This is a genomic window from Labedella phragmitis, assembly GCF_004078635.1.
Classification (GTDB): domain Bacteria; phylum Actinomycetota; class Actinomycetes; order Actinomycetales; family Microbacteriaceae; genus Labedella; species Labedella phragmitis.
The window spans coordinates 268,593-289,777 of the sequence record NZ_RZNB01000002.1 but is presented as its reverse complement, the minus strand read 5'-3'; the positions used below and the strand labels follow the sequence as shown (position 1 = coordinate 289,777).

Sequence of the window (21,185 nt, the reverse complement as noted above, 5' to 3'; positions counted from 1 at the left end):
CTACCAACGTCGGCCGATCTCCCCGTCAGACGTCGATGCGGTCGCGCGAGAGCCGGTCGGAACTGTCGATGATGAATTCCTTGCGTGGGGCGACGTCGTTGCCCATGAGGAGCTCGAACACGTTGCCGGCCATCTCGGCGTCCTCGATGCGCACACGACGGAGCGTGCGGTGCGAGCGCTCCATGGTCGTCGACGCGAGCTGCTCAGCGTCCATCTCGCCGAGGCCCTTGTAACGCTGGATGGGCTCCTGGTAGCGCTTGTTGCTGCGTTTCAGCCCCGTCAGCACGCCCTGGAGTTCCTGCTCCGAGTAGGTGTAGAGGATGTCGTTCGGCTTCGAACCGGGATTCACGACGACGACCCGATGCAGCGGCGGGACGGCGGCGAACACCCGGCCGGCCTCGATGAGCGGCCGCATGTAGCGGAAGAAGAGCGTCAGCAGGAGCGTGCGGATGTGTGCTCCGTCGACGTCGGCGTCGCTCATGAGGATCACCTTGCCGTAGCGGGCCGCGTCGATGTCGAACGAGCGACCGGACCCCGCGCCGATCACCTGCAGGATCGAGGCGCACTCGGCGTTCGAGAGCATGTCGCTCACCGACGACTTCTGCACGTTGAGGATCTTGCCCCGGATGGGTAGGAGCGCCTGGAACTCGCTGTTGCGGGCGAGCTTCGCCGTTCCGAGGGCCGAATCCCCCTCGACGATGAAGAGCTCGGTCGACGCGACGTCGCTCGATCGGCAGTCGACGAGCTTCGCCGGGAGCGTCGAGCTCTCGAGCGCGTTCTTCCGTCGCTGGGTCTCCTTGTGCGCTCGCGCGGAGATGCGCGACTTCATCTCGGCGACGACCTTGTCGAGGACGAGGGCCGTCTGCGCCTTGTCGTCGCGCTTCGTCGAGGCGAAGCGCTCCTTGAGCCGCTCCCCCACGACGTTGGCCACGATCGCGCGCACCGCTGGAGTGCCGAGGACCTCCTTCGTCTGCCCCTCGAACTGCGGCTCGGGGACACGCACCGTGACGACTGCCGTGAGACCGGCGAGAACGTCGTCCTTCTCGAGCTTGTCGTTGCCCACCTTGAGGCGTCGAGAGTTCTGCTCGACCTGCGCGCGCACGAACTTGAGCAGGCCCTGCTCGAAGCCGGCGTGGTGTGTCCCACCCTTCGGCGTCGCGATGATGTTCACGTAGCTGCGCACGGTCGTGTCGTAGCCGGATCCCCAGCGCAGGGCGATATCGACGGAGCAGGTCCGCTCGACGGCCGTCGGGATCATCGCCCCCGTGTCCTGCAGCACCGGGACGGTCTCCGAGAACGTGCCCTCGCCGGTGAGCCGCCAGGTGTCCGTCACCGGAGCATCGTTCGAGAGGAAGTCGACGTACTCGGAGATGCCGCCGTCGTAGCGGAACTCCGACACGGCGGGGGCCTCCCCCGTCGCGGCGGTCGCTCGGGCGTCATCGATGCGGATCCCGAGCCCGGGCACCAGGAACGCGGTCTGTCGCGCCCGCGCGTGCAGGTCGTCGACGTTGAAGGCCGCCCCCGGGGTGAAGATCTGCCGGTCCGCCCAGTAGCGCACCCGGGTTCCCGTGACGCCCTTGGCGACCTTGCCGACCACGCGCAGTTCACTGCGCTTCTCGAAGGGCGTGAATGGCGAGTCCGGGCTGCGGCCGGCGGAGTCGTCGAAGACGCCGGGCTCGCCGCGGTGGAAGGACATGGCCCAGGTCTTGCCGCCGCGGTCGACCTCGACGTCGAGGCGCTCGGACAGCGCGTTGACGACCGAGGCGCCGACGCCGTGCAGGCCTCCCGACGCGGCGTACGAGCCGCTGCCGAACTTGCCGCCGGCGTGGAGCTTGGTGAAGACGACCTCGACTCCCGAGAGCCCCGTCTTGGGCTCGATGTCCACGGGGATCCCGCGTGCGGTGTCGCGCACCTCGACGCTGTCGTCGGCGTGCAGGACGATGCCGATCTCGCTGCCGTGACCGGCGAGGGCCTCGTCGACCGAATTGTCGATGATCTCCCACAAGCAGTGCATGAGACCACGGGAGTCCGTCGAGCCGATGTACATGCCCGGACGCTTCCGCACGGCTTCGAGGCCTTCGAGGACGGAGAGGTGGCGTGCGGAGTAGTCGGTCACGGATGTCCAGCCTAGTTCGGGCTCCGCTCCGAACACCGTTCGACACGGTCTTCCCGACCGCGAGCGACCCTGGTACGCGCACAGCGAAATGCCCCGCAATGGGGCAGAAAGCCCGCGGTGCCGTGGTTGTATTGGAAGACCACGCAGAACGTAGTAGGTCGAACAGGAGGAGCCCCATGGAATACACCACAAGCCAGGGCGAGCAGCTCGAGTCGAGCGCTCCCCAGCTCACGGCCGCCGACCGCTGCGACAGCTGCGGTGCACAGGCGTACATCCGCGTCGAGATGAACTCGGGAGAACTCTTCTTCTGCGCTCACCACGGCCGTAAGTACCAGGAGAAGCTCACGAGCGTCGCTCAGAGCTTCCACGACGAGTCCGCCCGACTCCTCGAAGACCAGCGCGCCTGATCGGTTTCCGCCGACGAGACGACGGAACGGCCGCCACGATCTCGTGGCGGCCGTTCGTCATGTCCGGGGCGTGACGGTCATGACTCCCCCGAGACCCGTCGCTCGATCCGACGCGACAGCCGGACGACGATCTCCTCGCCGATCGTCCCGAGCGCGTCCGCCCACTCCTGGAGCGTCGGCTCGCCGCGGTCCTCGCGACCGAACAGCGTGACGACGTCGCCGGGATCGAGCGTCGGGTCGGCGACGAGCGTCTCGGTCAGACCGATGCTCAACGCGACACGACGTCCCGCGGCCGCGCCCTCGAGCCCGTGCACGGCGTCGGGGAGGCCGTCCGCCGCGCCGACCGGGATCACCGCCGAGTCGCCGACACGATCGATGACGCGCGCGCGCAGCGACATCACGGGCGTGAGACCGAGCGATGACGGCGAGACGCCTCCCCCTGGCGCGATCCCGTAGCCGAATGCCCCCACCCGGACGAGGTCGAAGCGGCTGTCGGCACGCTCGAAGGACGCGGCGCTCGCCGCAAGGTGTCGGACGAGGCCATCGCGCCGCCGCGGTGGCACTTCGAGCGTCGCGGATTCGAAAGCGGCGATCGACGCGGAGTCCTCGGCGTCCGACGCCTCGGCGATGTGGGTCCACATGCCGGAGAACTCGACGCGTCCGGCGTCGGCCTCGGCGTCGATGGCCGCGATGAGCGCCGGCCAGTCCTCCGGGCGCGCTCCGGCACGGCCGAGTCCCGTGTCGATCTTCGCGTGCACGCGCGGAACGGCACCCGACGCACCGGTCGACGTCGTGGAGACGATCCGCCGGAGCTGGTCGACGCTCGAGACACCGAGCTCGACGCCCGCGGCGGCGGCCGCTCTGTAGTCCTCGTCGGGAGCGAAGAGCCACGCGAAGAGGCGGACGGAGCGCGGGAGCCCCGACGCACGGAGTCCGACGCCGACGGCTGCGTCGAGGACTCCGACGAACCGCACCCCCTCCCCGACGGCGGTCGCCACGACGGCGGCGATGCCGTGCCCGTACGCGTCGTTCTTCACGACGGTCATGACCTCAGCCGGAGCGACCCTCCGCTGCACGAGTCGCAGGTTCCGCCGGTAGGCGTCGAGATCGATCTCCGCCCAGACGTCCGCGCTCATCGAACCGTCCTCTCGACTCGAGCGCCGATGCCCGCGGTGACGGAGGCGGGCTGAACGCCGAGGGCCGCGGCCCACCGCGTCAGGGGCGGCTCACCGGAGCGCTCGTCCCCGAACAGGACGACGTCGGCGCCATCGTCTACACGCCGGTCTCCGAGGAAGACGACGAAGACGTTCATGGCCACTCGACCGACGACGGGAAGCATGGCCCCGTCGAGGAGGACGAAGGCTGTGTTCCCCGCGTGTCGGTGCACTCCGTCGCCGTACCCGATCCCCACGAGCGCCGTGCGCCCGTCCCGGGGTGCTCGGTAGGTGTATCCGTACGAGACGCCGTCGCCGGCGCGGATCGCTTTCGTCGCCAGCACCCGGGACCGCAACGACATGGCTGCCGACGCTCGTCCGTCGAAACCGTAGACGCTGTCACGCTCGACCCGTTCGCCGGCCCGCTCCGAGGACACGGCGATTCCGGCTGCCGCGATCTCGTCCCGTCGCCCCTCGGCGACCCGGCCCACGACGAGGTCGGCGTCCGGAACGAGCGATGCCGTCCGCAACGCGTCGTCCGCCGTCGCGACGAAGAACGAGCGGACGCCGACCGTCCGAGCCGCTTCCGCGACCCGGACGACGCCGTGACCGTACGCGTCGGCCGACACGTCGATGAGGACGCCTGCCCGGTCGAGTACGGCGATGTTCTCCGTCAGCGCGTCCACGAGGACGCGCGCTTCACGAACGGGGCCCATGACCGGGACGTCAGATCGTGCTGAAGACGTGATCGATGTTCGCGAGGATGACCGCGCGGGCCTCAGACGCGAGCCGGTCGAGTTCGTCGTGCGCCGAGGACGCGGACCAGTCGACGCCGCGGCGCTCGAGCGCACGAGCGATGAGAAAGTCGGTCAATACGGGGTTGAGGGGCAGGACGGGACCCTGAACGCGGGTTCCGATCGCGTTGGCGACCCGGATCCCGTCCGCGGATCCCGCGGTGCCCGTGACTCCTGCGGTCACTCGGCCGAACGGAACGGCGCCGTCCGCCCACGTCGTAGTCGTGCGGTGGTCCTCGAAGCCGACGATCGGTCCGACGGGCGACTCGACGACGAGGTAGCCGGCGTGGCGCGAGCCTGCGCGATCGGTCGTGATCGGGAAGATCCCGAGACCGTCGATGGACTCGCGTTCCGGTGTCAGGATGCGCTGACCGAGCAGCTCCATCCCGGCACCCACGGCGAGGAGTGGAACCCCGGCGGCGACCCAATCGCCGAGCACCGGACCGAGCCGTCTGGCGTCATCGAGTACCGAGCGCACGGCCGAGAGCGGGCCGTTGCCGATCACGACGACGTCCGGACGCTCCGGCGTCGCGTCACCGATTCGATGGTGGCGGACCGTCGCTGTCGCGCCGGCACGTCGGACACGCGTCGCGATCGCGAGGACGTTGCCGCTGTCACCCGTGACTCCGAGCTCGTCCGGATACACCTGCAGGATGTCGAGGTTCTCCGCGTCGATGCTCATCGTGCGATCTCCATGTCACCCTGACCGACGAGCTTCCGCGCGTACATCATCTGTTCGTAGTTGACGATCCAGGCCTTCCGGCCCGACGTCGGCGCGGGCATGCCCCGCATGATCTCGATGCCCTTCTTGAGTTCCGGCTCCACGTGGTGGACGGGGATACCAGCGTGCTCGAGACGCAAAGCGACCTGCCAGCCCTTCGCGCCGGAGATGACGTCGACGTGGTCGAGAGCCGAGAAGTCGACGTCGTAGATCCAGGAGATGTCGGGAGTACCCTCGTCGATCGCGAGCAACACCTGCTCCGGCGGCGTGTCGAACGCGTCGAGGTTGAGCTGGAGGCTCGCCCCGTTCTTGAACATCGTGATCTCGACGTCCTCCTGGCCGAAGCGCAAGAGCTCGCCTCGACCGTAAGCAGGCCTCATGACGCGGAACGCTTCGACCGCTCGCGACGCCGAGAACTGCGACTCGAGCACGAGCCGTGCCGTCTGCAGCGCGGCTGCGGCGTCGACCGCGTAGTGAAGACCGCGGGCGGGCAGCACGATGTCGAGCTCGTCACCCCCGATGGCGATCCGCGCGGTCGTCCCCGACCACGCGACGACCTCGGAGGCTGCGTCGACATCGCCGACGGCCTCGGGGTCGCGGAAGTCCTCCGCGTTCACGAGACCGTGGGCGGACGAAGCCACGACGTCGGAGCTCGCTCCGAAGTAGGACACCGCGGGGCGATCGTCGGTGATCTTCCGCCCGACCTTGCTCAGGTACGGGTCCTCGCGGTTCGTCACGACGTGGGACTCCGCGAGGACACCCGTGTCGATCATCATGTCGGCGACGCGCTCCGTCTCGTAGAAGCGGAAGAGCTGGTCGACCTGCACGTTGAGCATGAGCACGATCGACGGGCGCAGCGTCTGCGCCAGCTTGACGGCGTACGCCTCGTCGATCTCGAGCACCGCGACGTCGGCCGAGAGCCTCCCCGTGAGGCTCACCTCGCTGAGCAGTGCGCTCGTGACGCCCTGCGGCAGGTTCGCGCCCGTCGGGTTGGTGAAGACCTTGAGGCCATGGGCGCGCAGCAGCTCGGAGACCATGTGCGTGGTCGTCGACTTGCCGTTCGAGCCGAGCACGAACACGACGCCGCCGGGCAACTGGTCGGGAAGGCTCGGCAGGTAGCTCGGCGCGAGCCGGTTGACGAGGTGCCCGGGATAGGCGGAGCCGCCGCCGCGTGCCCGCGTGGCTGTCCTGGCCAACCGACCGATGAGGATGGGAACGGTGTAGCGGAGACCCATCGATCTACTCGAGGTAGTCCCGCAGCGACTGCGACCGGCTCGGGTGCCGCAGCTTCGCCATGGTCTTCGACTCGATCTGCCGGATGCGCTCGCGCGTGACGCCGAAGGTGTCGCCGATCTGGTCGAGCGTCTTCGGCATGCCGTCGCCGAGACCGAAGCGCATCCGGATGACACCGGCCTCGCGCTCCGAGAGGGAGTCCAAGAGGCTCTCGAGCTGCTTCTGCAGCATCGTGAACCCGACGGCGTCTGCCGGCACGACGGCTTCGGTGTCCTCGATGAGGTCACCGAACTCGCTGTCGCCGTCCTCACCGAGGGGCGTGTGGAGGGAGATCGGTTCGCGGCCGTACTTCTGGACCTCGATGACCTTCTCCGGGGTCATGTCGAGCTCCCGGCTGAGCTCTTCCGGCGTGGGCTCGCGGCCGAGGTCCTGCAGCATCTGCCGCTGAACGCGGGCGAGCTTGTTGATGACCTCGACCATGTGCACGGGGATGCGGATGGTACGCGCCTGGTCGGCCATAGCACGCGTGATCGCCTGACGGATCCACCACGTCGCGTACGTCGAGAACTTGAAGCCCTTGGTGTAGTCGAACTTCTCGACCGCACGGATGAGACCGAGGTTGCCTTCCTGGATGAGATCGAGGAACTGCATGCCGCGACCCGTGTAGCGCTTGGCGAGCGAGACGACGAGGCGCAGGTTCGCCCCGAGGAGGTGGCTCTTGGCGCGCTGCCCGTCCTTCGCGACCCAGAGGAGTTCGCGGCCCAGCTGGGTGCGCTTCTCCTGCTCGCTCAGGTGCGAGAGCTTCTCCTCGGCGAACAGTCCCGCCTCGATCCGCATGGCGAGCTCGACCTCTTCGGCCGCGTTGAGGAGCGCGACCTTACCGATCTGCTTGAGGTAGTCCTTGACGGGGTCGGCGGTCGCACCGGTGATGGCCGACGAGTAGACGGGGACCTCGTCCTCGTCGTCCGTCATCGACAGGACGAGGGCTCCCTGCGGGAGCGGTTCGACCGCGGCGACGGGAGCCGCGTCCTCGTCCGCGTCCTCGGCGACGACGGCCTCGGGAGCGGCGTCGTCTGCGACGTCGGGCGTGTCGACGACATCGGCGACGTCGGCCTCGTCGACGGCCTCGACGTCATCGGGCTCGGCGTCGTCGCCGGCCGGCGCCGCGGTCTTCTTCGCCGCGGCGGCCTTGGTCTTGGGGGCCGCCTTCGTCTTCGGCGCGGCCTTCGTGGCGGCGGCCTTCTTCGTGGCGGCGGTCTTGGTCGTCGTCGTCCGTGTGGTCGTCTGCTCCTCGTCGACGGCGGCGTCAGCCTTCGTCGGAGCGGTCTTGGTTGCCATTGCGAACACCTTTCGGTCCGAGCGGCGTGAGATGTGCGCCTACCGGGCTCGGGTTGCGTTGTCGGACAGAATCGTCGAGCTTCACCGTCCGAGCCTCGCCGTGCGGGACACGACGAGATTTCGGGCAGTACGAGGACCCATGTCAAGTCCCGGGCGGCGCGCGCCGATCGTACGATCAGCTTCCGCTTCGATCGCGGTACGTCCCGACCTGGCCACCTCAGTCTCCCGAAGCGAACGATGATCGAGTCGAAGCCGACGATCCCGGGGCCCGAACGGGTCCGTACACCATTATACCCACGGATCCCCGACCGGCCGTCATCCCTTCGACCGCCTGAGCCTCCGAAGCAGTGCAACCCAGATGGGGCCGACGTTTATTCCTTCGTCGTCGGAGAGACGCGAGCGCACGGTCCGCCTCGTGAGGAGCAGGAAGACCACGCCGATGCCGACGACGACGTACTGCACCGTGAAAGCCGTGCGGAAGGAGTCGAGCCGATAGAGCTCGGGGTTCGTGGTGGCGCCGTGACCGAGCAGGTCGATCACGAGGCCGATGAGGAACATCATCACGAAGCTCGCGAGGAAGCCGCCGACGTTCACGACGCCGTTCGCCGACCCCAGCGCCCGAGCGGGATTGTAGGTCCGCGCGTAGTCGAAGCCGATGAGCGATCCGGGGCCGCCGATGCCGAGGAACACGAGGAGCACGACGAGCACGGCGAGAGGTGGCGTGCCCGGCCAGAGGAGCAGGACCGTCCACGCCGAGAAGACGAGTCCGACGACGAGCAGGACGAGGTTGCTCCGTCGGTAGGGGAAGCGCGCGCTCAGGAGTCCCAGCAGAGGGCCGAAGACGACCCCGGCCGCGACGATCACGAGGAGCATCGCCGCCGCGACGTGCTCGTCGAGCCCGAGGCCGTAGACCATGAAGGGGAACCCCCACATGAGCGAGAAGACCGTCCCGCTCGACTGGGAGACGAAGTGGGCCCAGAAGCCGAGCCGGGTACCCGGCCGCTTGAGGCTCGAGACGAGGAGATCGAGCGACTGGCCCCAGCTCGAGGCCCTCGGCCCCTCGATGGAGTCCGCCGGGCGGTCGGAGACGGCGCCGATGACCACGACGGTCGCGAGCACGGCGAGGGCGGCGATCGACAGGAAGGCCGGAGTCCACCCGATGGAATGCAGCAGGGCGGCGAACGGCACGGCCGACAGGATCTGGCCGAGCTGACCCAGGTTGCCGACCCACTGCGAGAGTTGCGGCACCGTGCGCCCGGAGAACCACGAGCCGACGAGTCGCATGACGGACACGAAGATGCCGGCGTCCCCGAGCCCGACGAGGACGCGTCCGGAGATCGCGATCGTGATGTCCGGCGCGATCGCGAGCACGATCTGCCCGGCCGCCATGAGAGCGAGCCCCGAGATGAGGAGCACGCGCGGTCCGAGCCGGTCGATGAGCACGCCGACGGGGATCTGCGCGGCCGCATAGACGATGAGCTGGACCACCGCGAGGCTCGAGAGGGCCGCGGCCGACACGTCGAATCGGTCCGCCGCATCCACTCCCGCGACACCGAGGCTCGTGCGTTGCAGGATCGCGACGATGTAGGCGGCGATCCCGACCCAGAAGACGACCCAGGAACGACGCGAATTCACCCGACGATCCTACCGCCCGGAAAAGCGTCCCCGACGGTCGGGCCTGCGGTCGACGACGGAGTCAGACGGAGCCGGGGAAGTCGTCGTCGCCCGAGCGCTGACCCGCGAGGAACCGCTCGAGCTCGTCGGCGATCGCGTCGGCCGAGGGGAGCTCCCCATCCTCGTCCGTGAGGGGCGAACGCACCGAGGTCCCCTCCATGTAAGCGTCGTACCGCTCCTCGAGCGTGGTGACGAGGCGGCCGAGCTCCTCGTTGCCGGCGACCTGTTCGTCGATGCGGGAAACGAACTCCCGTCCCGCTCCACGCAGCTCGTCGCTCGGGAGGATGAGTCCCGTCGCGGCCGCGATGCTGTCGAGAGCCGCCACGGCGGCGTCGGGGTACTCGGTGTCCGCGAGGTAGTGCGGGATGAGGAGTGCGAAGCCGGCGACGTCCGCACCGTGCTCGGCGAGCCGGTATTCGAGGACGTGCGCGACGTTCGCCGCCACTTGCGTCCGCGGACGCCACACCGAGAGCGATTCCACGAGCTCGGCGCGCGTGCCGCTCACGGTCACGCCGATCGGCCGCGTGTGCGGGACGGGCATGGGGATCGCGTGGACCCACGTGATGGTCGACACGGCGAAGCGGTCGACGAGGTCGATGATCGCCTGGATGAAGGCCTCCCAGGCGAAGTCGGGCTCGTAACCGGACAGGAGCAGGAACGGCTGACCCATGTCGTCCTCGGCGAGCGACAACTCGAGCCGCGGCGGGGCGTATGCGGTCAGGCGGTCCTGCTCGAACGTGATGATCGGTCGACGGGCGCGGTAGTCCAGGAGGACGTCGTTGTCGAAGCGCACGACGACACGGTGCGAGATCGACTCGAGGAGGTGCTCGGTGACCTGCGAGACAGCCGAACCGGCGTCGGCGAACCCGGTGAGCCCGACCACGAGCGGGAGTCCACCCGGCACCTCGCGGGCCTCGGGCGTCAACTCGTACAGTGCTTCGGAACTGGGCATGGAATCATGCTAATCGCGCCCGGATCGCCGAGTGCCGCCCGGGGTGCGCTCAGGGCGAACACCTCGATGTCGGTGCGCTCGGCCCGGCACCGGCGGGGCGGGAACCGCCCGTTAGCATGGCCGTCATGGCGATCCCCTCCCTCCAGCTCACGACCGATTCCCCCGCAGAGTCCGAAGCCGACGTCCTCGTTCTGCTCTCGACCAAGACGCCGGACGGCGTGCAACTGGTCGGTCCCGATCCCGCTCTCGACGGCACCATCCTGGTTTCTCTCGCCGCCGTCGGAGCCACCGGCGCGTCCGAGGAGCTCGTGCGACTGCCCTCGCCGTTCCCGGGAGCGGCGTCGCTCGCCGTCGCGGGCGTGGGGTCGACCCTCGACGCTGATTCCGTTCGGAACGCCGTCGGAGCGGCAGTGCGGCGACTCGCGGGGACGTCGAACGTGTCGATCGACGCATCCACGCTCGTTCCCGCCGTCGCGATCGCGGCGGTCGACGGCGCCGTGCTCGGGTCGTACGCCTTCACGCGGTATCGCAGCAGCTCGGCGGACGACCTCCGTGCTCCCGTGGCCTCGGTGTCGGTGCACGTGCCCGACACGATTCAGGACGACGCTGAGGACATCACCCGCCGGGCCGTGACGACCGCCACGGCGATCTCTACCGTGAAGGACCTCGTCAACACCCCGGCTTCGGACCTGTACCCCGAGTCCTTCTCAGACCACGCCGTCGCACTGCTCGCGGACACGGGAGTCGAGGTCACCGTCTGGGACGAGGAGTCCCTCGCGCGCGACGGGTTCGGCGGCATCCTCGGCGTCGGCGCGGGATCGTCGAGGGGCCCACGCCTCGTGCGCATCGATTACTCGCCGGCGTCAGCCGAACGGCGCGTCGCGATCGTCGGCAAGGGGATCACATTCGACACCGGGGGTCTGTCGCTCAAGCCCGCCGGTTCGATGGTGGGCATGAAGTACGACATGACGGGTGCCGCGACGGTCCTCGCCGTCGTGGCCGCGGCGGCGGAGCTCGACCTCCCCGTCCGCCTGACGGGGTGGTTGTGCCTCGCGGAGAACATGCCGTCCGGAACGGCCATGCGGCCGGAGGACGTCATCACGATCCGCGGCGGCCGAACCGTCGAGGTGCTCAACACCGACGCCGAGGGCCGCCTCGTCATGGCGGACGGTCTCGTGGCGGCGAGCGAGGAACAGCCGGACGCGTTGATCGACATCGCGACGCTCACGGGCGCCGCGTCTATCGCTCTCGGCTCACGCTATTCGGGGGTCATGGGAGACGCGGAACTGTCGAAGCGGCTCGTCGAGCTCGGCGAGGCCGTCGGCGAGAAGCTCTGGCACATGCCGCTGCCGTCCGAGCTGCGAGCTCTGCTCACCTCGAGCGTCGCGGACATCGCGAACGCGAAGATCGGAAACCGCAACGGCGGCATGCTGCTCGCCGGCGTCTTTCTCCAGGAGTTCGTCGGAACCGTCGACGGCACCCCGATCCCCTGGGCCCACATCGACATCGCTGCGACCGCGAACAACGAGGGTTCCCCCTACGGATTCACGGGATCGGGACCGACGGGCGTCGGCGTGCGGACGCTGCTCGCTCTCGCGGAGACCTTCGCACGCCCGTAGTAGGGTTCAAGAGGCGGGAAACGTGCACGGATCGGGCGTCCCGGTCCGAGCCGCAACGCCTGAGCGGAAGTCCGCCCCACAGCACCATCGACACGTACAAGGGAGAAGCTCAGTGTCAGAGCAGGATTTCGACATCGTCGTGCTCGGGGGTGGAAGCGGCGGTTACGCGGCGGCGCTCCGCGCGAGCGAGCTCGGGCTCTCCGTCGGTCTCGTCGAGAAGGACAAGGTCGGCGGCACCTGCCTCCACCGCGGCTGCATCCCGACCAAGGCCCTCCTCCACGCCGCCGAGGTCGCCGACGTGTCTCGCGACTCCTCCAAGTTCGGCGTGAAGACGTCGTTCGAGGGCATCGACATGGCGGGCGTGACCGCGTACCGCGAGGGCATCGTCGCCAAGAAGTACAAGGGCCTGCAGGGCCTCGTGAAGGCCCGCGGCATCACGACGATCGAGGGCGAGGGGCGGCTCACGTCGCCCACGACCGTGCAGGTCGGCGATCAGACGATCACCGGGAAGAACGTGATCCTCGCGACGGGCTCGTACAGCCGCTCGCTCCCCGGGCTCGACGTCGGCGGCCGCGTCATGACGAGTGAGCACGCCCTCCAGCTCGATCACGTCCCCCAGCGCGTCGCCGTCCTCGGCGGCGGCGTCATCGGCGTCGAATTCGCGAGCGTCTGGAAGAGCTTCGGCGCGGACGTGACGATCATCGAGGCCCTCCCCCACCTCGTGCCGGCCGAGGACGAGGCCATCAGCAAGCTCCTCGAGCGCGCCTTCCGCCGCCGCGGGATCACGTTCTCGCTCGGCATCCGGTTCGCGGGGGTCACGCAGGACGACGACGGCGTCCACGTCTCACTCGAGAACGGCACGACGATCGACGCCGACATCCTGCTCGTGGCCGTCGGCCGCGGCCCTTCGACCTCCGGCCTCGGCTATGAGGAGGTCGGCGTCGCGATGGATCGCGGCTACGTCACGACGAACGACCGGCTCGAGACGTCTGTCCCGGGTGTGTACGCGGTCGGTGACATCGTCCCCGGCCTGCAGCTCGCACACCGCGGTTTCCAGCAGGGTATCTTCGTCGCCGAGGAGATCGCCGGGTTGAGCCCCGTCGTCGTCCCCGACGTCAACATCCCGAAGGTCACCTACAGCGACCCGGAGATCGCGTCCGTCGGCCTCTCCGAGGCGAAGGCCAAGGAGCAGCACGGCGACGACAAGGTCGTGTCCTACGACTACAACCTCGCGGGCAACGGCAAGAGCGAGATCATCGACACGAGCGGCGTCATCAAGGTCGTCCGCGTCGCCGACGGACCCGTCGTCGGCGTCCACATGATCGGTGCTCGCGTCGGCGAACTGATCACGGAGGGGCAGCTCGCGGTCAACTGGGAAGCGTACCCGGAGGACGTCGCGCCGCTCATCCACGCACACCCCACGCAGAGCGAAGCGCTCGGCGAGGCGTTCCTCGCTCTCGCTGGGAAGCCCCTGCACGCCCTCTGATTCACGACGACCGGTGTTCCGGTCGATAGAGTTGTCATACGAAGTACGGTTTTGAAGGAGACAAGGTCATGAGCGAATCCGTCAGCCTCCCGGCGCTCGGCGAGAGCGTCACCGAGGGCACGGTCACCCGCTGGCTCAAGAACGTGGGCGACAGGGTGGAGGTGGACGAGCCGCTCCTCGAGGTTTCGACGGACAAAGTCGACACCGAGATCCCGTCGCCCGTCGCGGGAGTCATCGAGAAGATCCTCGTCCAGGAAGACGAGACCGTCGAGGTCGGCACCGATCTCGTCGTGATCGGCGACGGCTCCGGTGCCGGCGACGACGCACCGGCGGACGCACCGGCAGAGGAGGCCACTGCTGAGGCGGCTCCCTCCGAGTCCGCTCCGGAGGAGACCCCGGCTCCCACCGACGAGACGCCGGACCAGACGTCGCGCGAGCAGGAGACCGAGGCGCCCGCCTCCCCCGACGCTGCTCCGCAGAGCGAGGCCGAGGAGATCGCCCAGGAGGCCGTCTCCGAGGACGTCGACGAGCCCGAGGACGCTCCGGCCGCCACCCCTGCGCCCGCGCCCGCGGTTGCTCCGTCCGCCCCCGCCGCTGCCCCGGTAGCCGCAGCCCCGGCTGCCGCTGCTCCGACCGAGGCTCCGGCGTCCTCCGGCGGTGCCGGCTACGTGACCCCTCTCGTTCGCCGCCTGGCGAGCGACAAGGGCGTCGACCTGGCATCGGTCGCCGGTACCGGCGTCGGTGGGCGCATCCGAAAGGAGGACGTGCTCGCCGCTGCCGAGGCGGCGTCGTCGTCCGCTCCCGCAGCTGCTTCGTCCGCGGCCGCTCCGGTCGTCGAGGTCTCGCCTCTCCGCGGCACGACCCAGCCGATGTCTCGTCTGCGCAAGGTCGTCGCCGAGCGCGCCGTCGCCTCGCTGCAGGCGACCGCTCAGCTCACCACGGTCGTCGAGGTCGACGTCACCAAGGTCGCGGCCTTCCGCCAGAAGGTCAAGGACCGCTTCCTCGAGAAGACCGGCGTGAAGCTCTCGTTCCTGCCGTTCTTCGCCCTCGCAGCCGCCGAGGCACTGCGGACGTACCCGATCATCAACGCCGTCGTGGACGGCGACCAGATCGTGTACCCCGACCACGAGAACATCAGCATCGCCGTGGACACGGAGCGCGGGCTCCTCACCCCCGTCGTGCGCAACGCCGCCGATCTCGACCTCGCCGGTTTCGCCACGCAGATCGCCGATCTCGCTGCACGCACGCGTGACAACAAGCTGAAGCCCGACGAGCTCGCCGGCGGCACGTTCACCCTCACGAACACCGGTTCGCGTGGCGCCCTGTTCGACACCCCGCTCGTGTTCCAGCCGCAGAGCGCCATCCTCGGCACGGGGATCGTGTCGAAGAAGCCGCTCGTCGTGCCGACCGACTCCGGTGACGCCATCGCGATCCGCTCCGTCGTGTACCTCGCGCTGTCGTACGACCACCGCATCGTCGACGGTGCCGACGCCGCCCGCTTCCTCGTCGCGGTGAAGAACCGCCTCGAAGGTGGAGCGTTCGAGGGTTCCCTCGGGATCTAGGCGTCGAACGCGTCGCGAACACGCCATCCGGCCTCCGTCCTGATCATCAGGACGGAGGCCGGACGCGTCTCGTCCACCGGCGCGACGAGCACGACACGGAGATCCCCGTAGTCGTCGCGGGGTGTGATCTCCACGGCATCGACGGGCAGCGCGAGCGCTGCCGGCAGTGCGGACAGCGGGTCCTTCGACGCCGACACCTCCTCGAGCAGCGCCGTATCGGGTTCGATCACGGACCGCCAGCAGGAATCGTCGGAGGCCGCCGCGCAGCTCGCTATGGCGTCGAGTGCGGCGCGAGCGCCGACGACGGCATCATCCGCCGGTTCAGCCCTACCGCTGGATGCCGGACCCGCCGTCGACGTCTGCGAGGCAGACGGTGCTGGAAACCCGCTCGCCGGGTCTGACGACGCCTGCCTCGCTCGCGTCGCCGCGGCGTCATCGGTGGCGCCCGTGGACCGCGCCGACTCCCATGCCGGAACCACGACGAGGAACGCGATGGTGACACCGACGATCGCGGCACCCACGATGAGCGGACCCCGCCGCCGGGACCTCGCCGAGCCCTGCCCCGACTCGCGACGCCCTCGGAGCCCGAGGCCGCGGTGTCGTCCAGTCCTGTCCCCCTGATCGCCCCGGCCCCCCTTATCGACCCGGCCCCCCTGACCGGCCCGGTCCTCCCGGTCACTCGGATGCCGGCGCTCGACCCGGGCGCGGGACTCGAGCCGACCACGTACTCGAGCGATCAGTCCCCCGGCCGCATCGAGGAGACCCGACCGTCGCTCGGGAGAACGGGGACGGAGAGCGCCCGCCGAACGCACCAGGGGCGGGATGGTCTCCGCGTCGAGGAGTTCGCGCTCCTCGGTGGCGGAGAAGGCGAGCGGGCTCGGCTCCGCGATCTCGAAGAGCCGCACTTCGGCTGCGGCGCGGAAGGCCGGCGAGAACGGCGTGACGGCACCCGAGCGGATCGCAGCCGCGCTCGCGACCACCCGAGCCCGGGCCTTCGGGTCGCGCACCTCCCTGGACAGTTCGGTGAGGGAGTCGGCGAGTCGGCGCAGGTCGTCCGCCGCCACCTCACGAGCCTGCGCGTGCTCGTCGGGAAGCTCGACCGCTCGCTCGCAACCGACGAGCAGCGGCCGCCCACGGCCGCCGACCGCGATGCTGGCGATGGAGACGTCGCCGTGGGCGAACCCCCGATCGTGGAGGGTCACGAGCGCCGTCAGGATCGGAGCGACCAGGGTCACGACCTCCCCCGCCGTGATCTCGGCGCCACCGGCCAGGATCGACGCGATCGAGTCGCCGCAGAACTCGAGGACGACGGCAGGGCCGCCTCCGTCCTCCACGACGACGTCGAGGACGCGGGGAACACCGGGCGCCGCGAGACGCTCGAGCCGATCGATGAGTCGCATGGAGCGTTCCTCCGCGACGGCCGTGTCGAACGTCACGATCGACACCACGGTCCGCGACGCGGCGTCGCCGAGGCCTCCGCCCGCCGCCTCCAACGCGGCCGTGCGGACGTGGCCCCCGTGCCGATCGCCGGATCGTCTGAGCACGCGGTATCCCGCGACGAGTTCGGTCCCACCGGGGATCGGCGTGATGGGAGCTCTCGAGCTGCGTGACACGGGAGTGGAGGGCGGATCGCTGGACGGCGGTGACATGCGACGATCCTGATCGAGTGCCCCGTCCTTCGCGGCCTCCCCGAGCCGATGTGTGGTCGCTTCCCTCCTCCACATCCTGGACCGAGCGGAGTGGCTCATCCCGCGCCCGATCGGACTCGGCGGAAGGGTATTCTTGGTGACATGGCACGCAAGGAACGCGCAGCGAAGGCGCCGAAGGAACCCGGTCGCATCCGGCAGATGGTTCAGGTCTTCCACATGACCCGCCGCTACGACCCCTCAGTCGTCTGGTGGATGGTCCTCGGATTCGTCGGGAGCGTGGCTGTCTTCGTGCTCGCCGCGGTCTTCTTCTCCGGCGGAAGCATCGTCGGCGTCGTGCTGTGGAGCGTCGCGGGTCTCCTCGCCGGCGTCCTCGTGACCATGATCATCCTCGGCCGTCGTGCCGAACGCGCGGCCTACGGCCAGATCGCCGGCCAGCCCGGCGCCGTCGGCGCCGTCTTCAAGGGCTCGCTCCCGCGCGGTTGGGCGGGAAGCGAGATGCCCGTTGCCGTGAACGGGAAGACGCAGGACGCTGTCTATCGGGCGATCGGACGCGGCGGTATCGCCCTCGTCGGTGAAGGCCCGCAGTCGCGGACCCGCCGCATGGTGGAAGACGAGAAGCGCAAGGTGTCGCGCGTCCTCCCGAACGTGCCCGTGACGACGCTCTTCGTCGGACCGGACGACTCGGCCGTCCCACTCCACCGGGTGCCACGTGAGCTCCGCCGCGTCAAGCCGCAGCTCACCAAGCCCGAGGTCCTCGCCGTGAGCAACCGTCTCAGCTCGCTCGGTACTGCGCTTCCGATCCCGAAGGGCGTCGACCCCTACAAGGTCCGCCCTCAGCGCGCCCGCTGACGCGACTCACAGGCTGACGACTCCGCCCCTCTCCCGACCGGGACGAGGGGCGCAGTCGTTCGTGCGGGGCGCCGGAGCGATGCGCGGCGTCGCGCTCGACGCTCAGAAGCGGACGAGAGCGGTCCCGGCGATCTTGTCGTGCATCCCCCGTTGATCCGCATCCCAGATGAGCGCGGGGATCACGAGGAGCAGGAGCAGTGTGCGGACGATCGGGCGCCAGACGCCCACCCAACCGCCGCCGATCGCGATCACGCGCATACCGAGGAGCCGATGACCGATGCTGCCGCCGATCGTCGGGATGAACAGGATCTGCAGCGCGGCGAAGATGACGGTGATCGCGAGCCCGTCGATGAAGCCCTCCGGCGACCGGAAGAACGCGAAGGCCAGGAGGTAGGCGGGCGTCTGGTCGATCAGGAGGGCGACGATGCGTCGGCCGGGTCGCGCGATGCTGAGGGAACCGCTCTCCGGCAGACCGAGCCGCCGACCCGGCCAGTCGGCTGATGCACCGTTCGGCGCGGAATCCCGGGAGTCTGACGGCACCATCCGATCCTAGCCGCCGCGCCCGTAACATGCCGGAAACATGGGTGTCACGGTCGGGAAATCCCCGCTGCATACGCTTGGGCGAGGTTGCGCCATGCAGCCGGATCCGACGCAACCAACGATGGAGAGATCGTCACATGTTCAGTGATTCTTCCGAAGTTCTCAAGTTCATCAAAGAGACGGACGTCAAATTCCTCGACATCCGCTTCACCGATCTCCCCGGTGTCCAGCAGCACTTCAACATCCCCGCCTCCACCGTCGACGAGGAGTTCTTCACGGTCGGCCAGCTGTTCGACGGGTCGTCGATCCGCGGCTTCGCGAACATCCACGAGTCGGACATGCAGCTCATCCCCGACGTGACGACCGCCTACATCGACCCCTTCCGCGTCGAGCGCACCCTCATCGTCGTCTTCGACATCTACAACCCGCGCAACGGCGAGATCTACGCGAAGGACCCGCGCCAGGTCGCGAAGAAGGCCGAGAAGTACCTCGCCTCCACGGGCATCGCCGACACGGCGTTCTTCGCCCCCGAGGCCGAGTTCTACATCTTCGACGACGTGCGCTACTCCGTCACGCAGAACCAGGCCTTCTACTCGGTCGACTCGGAAGAGGGCGCCTGGAACACCGGCCGCGAGGAAGAGGGCGGAAACCTCGGCAACAAGACGCCGTACAAGGGCGGCTACTTCCCCGTGAGCCCCGTCGACAAGCAGGCCGACCTCCGCGACGACATCAGCCTCAAGCTCATCGACGCCGGCCTCATCCTCGAGCGCGCACACCACGAGGTGGGCACGGGCGGCCAGGCGGAGATCAACTACCGCTTCGACACGATGGTCCACGCCGCGGACGACATCCTCAAGTTCAAGTACATCGTGAAGAACACGGCCGAGCAGTGGGGCAAGACGGCCACGTTCATGCCGAAGCCGCTCTTCGGCGACAACGGCTCGGGCATGCACACGCACCAGTCGCTCTGGAACGACGGCAAGCCGCTGTTCTACGACGAGAACGGCTACGGCGGACTCTCCGACGTCGCGCGCTGGTACATCGGCGGCCTGCTCAAGCACGCCCCGGCGGTCCTCGCGTTCACGAACCCGACGGTGAACTCCTACCACCGCCTCGTCCCCGGCTTCGAGGCCCCCGTGAACCTGGTCTACTCGGCCGGAAACCGCTCGGCCTCGATCCGTATCCCGATCACCGGTACCAACCCCAAGGCCAAGCGCATCGAGTTCCGTGCTCCCGACGCCTCGGGCAACCCGTACCTCGCGTTCGCCGCTCAGCTCATGGCGGGCCTCGACGGCATCAAGAACCGCATCGAGCCGCACGAGCCCGTCGACAAGGACCTCTACGAGCTCCCGCCCGAGGAGGCCAAGCTCATCCCGCAGGTGCCGGCGTCGCTCGGTGAGGCGCTCGACGCCCTCGAGGCCGACCACGAGTTCCTGCTCGCGGGCGGCGTCTTCACGCCCGAACTCATCGAGACGTGGGTCGAGTACAAGCGCGAGAAGGAGATCAAGCCGCTCGCGCAGCGTCCGCACCCCTTCGAGTTCGAGCTCTACTACGGCGTTTGATCCTCGGATCGCACGTCGAAGGGCCCGCCACCGGTTTCCGGTGGCGGGCCCTTCGCCATGTCCCCCGCTAGACGAGCGCGGCGACTCGAACGGCGGGAGCCGGGACTACCGTCTCCTTGCCGAGGGAGACGACGCGCCAGCCCGCGGCCGCCCAGCGCTCGGGGTCGAGGCAGTTGCGGGCGTCGATCACGACGCGGTTCTCGACGATCTCCCCGAGGCTCTCGGGCGAGACGTCGACGAGCTCCGGCCACTCAGTGAGGACGAGGAGCGCCGACGCGCCGATCGCCGCGTCCAGCGGGTTCGAGGCGTAGCTCAGGGTCGGGAAGTTCGCCCGCGCCGTCCCGTTCGCCTCGGGGTCGTGCACGGTCACCTGGGCGCCGCGGAGGTGGAGCGCCGCCGCGACGTTGAGGGCCGGCGAATCGCGCACGTCGTCCGTGAAAGGCTTGAAGGCGACGCCGAGTACGCCGATCCGCTTGTTCAGCACCGAGCCGCCCGCCGCCACGACCGTCTTGTCGATGACCGACTGCCGCTGCGCCATGTTGATCTCATCGACCTGCTGCATCAGCCCGGCCGCCTGATGCGCACCGAGCTCCTTCGAGCGGTGCATGAGGGCGCGGATGTCCTTCGGCAGGCACCCTCCCCCGAATCCGAGGCCCGCGTTCAGGAACTGCCGCCCGATCCTGACGTCGTGCCCGAGCGCATCCGCGAGGACCGAGACGTCGGCACCCGCCGCCTCGCAGACCTCGGCGATCGCGTTGATGAACGAGATCTTCGTCGCGAGGAAGGCGTTGGCGCTCACCTTCACGAGCTCGGCCGTCGGCAGGTCGCACGTGATCACGGGCGCTCCCGCGGCGATCGGGAGGGCGTAGAGCTCCCGCATCGTCGCCTCCGCAGCGGGACTCGCGCCGCCGAGCACGATGCGGTCCGGCGACAGCGTGTCGTCGACGGCTTTGCCCTCGCGCAGGAACTCCGGGTTCCAGATGAGCTCGACGCCGACGCCGGCCGGGACGTGGCGCGCCACGAGGAGACGCAGTCGCGCGGCGGTCCCGACGGGTACGGTCGACTTGCCCACGATGAGTCCGGGGTGAGTGAGGTTCTTCGCGACGGCGGCGGTCGCGTCCTCCACATAACTGAGGTTCGCCGCGAAGCTCGTCGCCTGCTGCGGCGTGCCAACGCAGATGAAGTGCACATCGGAGACGGCCGTCGCCTCGGCGATGTCGGTGGTGAATCGCAGCCGACCCGTGGCGACGTGCTTCTCGATGAGCTCGGGCAGCCCCGGCTCGAAGAAGGGGACGCGCCCGGCGCTCAGCGCCTCGACTTTGCGCGGGTCCTGATCGACACCGACGACGTCGAAGCCCATCTCCGCCATGGCGGCGGCGTGGGTGGCGCCGAGATAGCCGGTGCCGATGACACTGATGCGCGGACGGTCGGTCGCGTCGTCGACGGCGAGGATGTTCTGATTCGTCATGATGTCCTCCGAGACGGTGTGTGCGGTGGGAGTGGATGCGGTGCGGACGCCCGGCCGCCGG

The 21,185-nt window shown here is 69.1% G+C and carries 17 protein-coding genes; 6 read left to right on the top strand and 11 right to left on the bottom strand.

From position 1 onward, the window contains the following. Positions 1 to 25: 25 nt before the first annotated feature. A complete protein-coding gene (locus ELQ90_RS06065; RefSeq protein ID WP_128494380.1) occupies positions 26 to 2,116 on the bottom strand; it encodes a DNA gyrase/topoisomerase IV subunit B in 2,091 nt (696 codons plus the stop codon). 176 nt (positions 2,117 to 2,292) lie between these two features. Between ELQ90_RS06065 and ELQ90_RS06060 the strand changes: the two genes are divergently transcribed. After that, complete coding sequence (locus ELQ90_RS06060; protein ID WP_128494379.1) at positions 2,293 to 2,523, top strand: DUF7455 domain-containing protein; 231 nt, start codon at positions 2,293 to 2,295, stop codon at positions 2,521 to 2,523. A 77-nt stretch (positions 2,524 to 2,600) separates the two neighbouring features. Here ELQ90_RS06060 and ELQ90_RS06055 read toward each other — a convergent pair whose 3' ends face one another. The 7 genes from ELQ90_RS06055 to ELQ90_RS06025 form a co-directional block, all read right to left on the bottom strand. Beyond that, complete coding sequence (locus ELQ90_RS06055; protein ID WP_128494378.1) at positions 2,601 to 3,659, bottom strand: alanine racemase; 1,059 nt, start codon at positions 3,657 to 3,659, stop codon at positions 2,601 to 2,603. After that, complete coding sequence (locus ELQ90_RS06050) at positions 3,656 to 4,393, bottom strand: alanine racemase (protein ID WP_128494377.1); 738 nt, start codon at positions 4,391 to 4,393, stop codon at positions 3,656 to 3,658. The genes ELQ90_RS06055 and ELQ90_RS06050 overlap by 4 nt, the downstream gene beginning before the upstream one ends. Positions 4,394 to 4,403: 10 nt before the next feature. Beyond that, positions 4,404 to 5,153 carry a type 1 glutamine amidotransferase gene (locus ELQ90_RS06045; protein ID WP_128494376.1) on the bottom strand — a complete coding sequence of 250 codons (750 nt, stop codon included), beginning with the start codon at positions 5,151 to 5,153 and terminating at the stop codon, positions 4,404 to 4,406. Further along, positions 5,150 to 6,427: a MurT ligase domain-containing protein gene (locus ELQ90_RS06040; RefSeq protein ID WP_128494375.1), complete on the bottom strand. Its 1,278-nt coding sequence runs from the start codon at positions 6,425 to 6,427 to the stop codon at positions 5,150 to 5,152. Before ELQ90_RS06040 ends, ELQ90_RS06045 begins: the two co-directional genes overlap by 4 nt. A gap of 4 nt (positions 6,428 to 6,431) precedes the next feature. Beyond that, the gene (locus ELQ90_RS06035) at positions 6,432 to 7,763 is read right to left on the bottom strand and encodes an RNA polymerase sigma factor (RefSeq protein WP_128494374.1); all 1,332 of its coding nucleotides are present in this window, start codon (positions 7,761 to 7,763) and stop codon (positions 6,432 to 6,434) included. Between the two features lie 315 nt (positions 7,764 to 8,078). Further along, a complete protein-coding gene (locus ELQ90_RS06030; RefSeq protein WP_128494373.1) occupies positions 8,079 to 9,398 on the bottom strand; it encodes an MFS transporter in 1,320 nt (439 codons plus the stop codon). Between the two features lie 61 nt (positions 9,399 to 9,459). Then, entirely contained in the window at positions 9,460 to 10,389 is a 930-nt protein-coding gene (locus tag ELQ90_RS06025; protein ID WP_128494372.1) for a proteasome assembly chaperone family protein, read from the bottom strand. Between the two features lie 125 nt (positions 10,390 to 10,514). Here ELQ90_RS06025 and ELQ90_RS06020 point away from each other — a divergent pair, with 125 nt between their 5' ends. The 3 genes from ELQ90_RS06020 (at position 10,515) to sucB (ending at position 15,056) form a co-directional block, all read left to right on the top strand. Further along, on the top strand, positions 10,515 to 12,008 hold the full coding sequence (locus tag ELQ90_RS06020) for a leucyl aminopeptidase (RefSeq protein ID WP_128494371.1): 1,494 nt from the start codon (positions 10,515 to 10,517) through the stop codon (positions 12,006 to 12,008). Between the two features lie 112 nt (positions 12,009 to 12,120). Further along, complete coding sequence (lpdA, locus tag ELQ90_RS06015; protein ID WP_128494370.1) at positions 12,121 to 13,494, top strand: dihydrolipoyl dehydrogenase; 1,374 nt, start codon at positions 12,121 to 12,123, stop codon at positions 13,492 to 13,494. A 68-nt stretch (positions 13,495 to 13,562) separates the two neighbouring features. Then, complete coding sequence (gene sucB, locus ELQ90_RS06010) at positions 13,563 to 15,056, top strand: 2-oxoglutarate dehydrogenase, E2 component, dihydrolipoamide succinyltransferase (RefSeq protein ID WP_128494369.1); 1,494 nt, start codon at positions 13,563 to 13,565, stop codon at positions 15,054 to 15,056. Here the strand turns inward: sucB and ELQ90_RS06005 are convergent. Beyond that, on the bottom strand, positions 15,053 to 16,705 hold the full coding sequence (locus ELQ90_RS06005) for a hypothetical protein (RefSeq protein ID WP_128494368.1): 1,653 nt from the start codon (positions 16,703 to 16,705) through the stop codon (positions 15,053 to 15,055). The genes sucB and ELQ90_RS06005 overlap by 4 nt on opposite strands. 141 nt (positions 16,706 to 16,846) lie before the next feature. On the opposite strand from ELQ90_RS06005, the gene ELQ90_RS06000 reads away from it, so the two are divergent. Further along, positions 16,847 to 17,554, top strand: coding sequence for a DUF4191 domain-containing protein (locus ELQ90_RS06000; RefSeq protein ID WP_128494367.1), 708 nt, complete (start codon positions 16,847 to 16,849; stop codon positions 17,552 to 17,554). A gap of 102 nt (positions 17,555 to 17,656) precedes the next feature. Here the strand turns inward: ELQ90_RS06000 and ELQ90_RS05995 are convergent, their stop codons facing one another. Then, the gene (locus tag ELQ90_RS05995) at positions 17,657 to 18,094 is read right to left on the bottom strand and encodes an RDD family protein (RefSeq protein WP_243696037.1); all 438 of its coding nucleotides are present in this window, start codon (positions 18,092 to 18,094) and stop codon (positions 17,657 to 17,659) included. A gap of 137 nt (positions 18,095 to 18,231) precedes the next feature. On the opposite strand from ELQ90_RS05995, the gene glnA reads away from it, so the two are divergent. After that, entirely contained in the window at positions 18,232 to 19,656 is a 1,425-nt protein-coding gene (glnA, locus tag ELQ90_RS05990) for a type I glutamate--ammonia ligase (RefSeq protein ID WP_128494365.1), read from the top strand. 67 nt (positions 19,657 to 19,723) lie between these two features. On the opposite strand, the gene ELQ90_RS05985 is transcribed toward glnA, so the two are convergent. Next, a complete protein-coding gene (locus tag ELQ90_RS05985) occupies positions 19,724 to 21,124 on the bottom strand; it encodes a UDP-glucose dehydrogenase family protein (protein ID WP_128494364.1) in 1,401 nt (466 codons plus the stop codon). Positions 21,125 to 21,185 lie beyond the last annotated feature (61 nt).

Coding starts and splice junctions, on each gene's coding strand:
- ELQ90_RS06060 (WP_128494379.1), top strand. CDS start 2,293: ATGGAATACACCACAAGCCAGGGCGAGCAGCTCGAGTCGAGCGCTCCC.
- ELQ90_RS06055 (WP_128494378.1), bottom strand. CDS start 3,659: ATGAGCGCGGACGTCTGGGCGGAGATCGATCTCGACGCCTACCGGCGG.
- ELQ90_RS06050 (WP_128494377.1), bottom strand. CDS start 4,393: ATGGGCCCCGTTCGTGAAGCGCGCGTCCTCGTGGACGCGCTGACGGAG.
- ELQ90_RS06045 (WP_128494376.1), bottom strand. CDS start 5,153: ATGAGCATCGACGCGGAGAACCTCGACATCCTGCAGGTGTATCCGGAC.
- ELQ90_RS06040 (WP_128494375.1), bottom strand. CDS start 6,427: ATGGGTCTCCGCTACACCGTTCCCATCCTCATCGGTCGGTTGGCCAGG.
- ELQ90_RS06035 (WP_128494374.1), bottom strand. CDS start 7,763: ATGGCAACCAAGACCGCTCCGACGAAGGCTGACGCCGCCGTCGACGAG.
- ELQ90_RS06025 (WP_128494372.1), bottom strand. CDS start 10,389: ATGCCCAGTTCCGAAGCACTGTACGAGTTGACGCCCGAGGCCCGCGAG.
- ELQ90_RS06020 (WP_128494371.1), top strand. CDS start 10,515: ATGGCGATCCCCTCCCTCCAGCTCACGACCGATTCCCCCGCAGAGTCC.
- sucB (WP_128494369.1), top strand. CDS start 13,563: ATGAGCGAATCCGTCAGCCTCCCGGCGCTCGGCGAGAGCGTCACCGAG.
- ELQ90_RS06005 (WP_128494368.1), bottom strand. CDS start 16,705: ATGTCACCGCCGTCCAGCGATCCGCCCTCCACTCCCGTGTCACGCAGC.
- ELQ90_RS06000 (WP_128494367.1), top strand. CDS start 16,847: ATGGCACGCAAGGAACGCGCAGCGAAGGCGCCGAAGGAACCCGGTCGC.
- glnA (WP_128494365.1), top strand. CDS start 18,232: ATGTTCAGTGATTCTTCCGAAGTTCTCAAGTTCATCAAAGAGACGGAC.
- ELQ90_RS05985 (WP_128494364.1), bottom strand. CDS start 21,124: ATGACGAATCAGAACATCCTCGCCGTCGACGACGCGACCGACCGTCCG.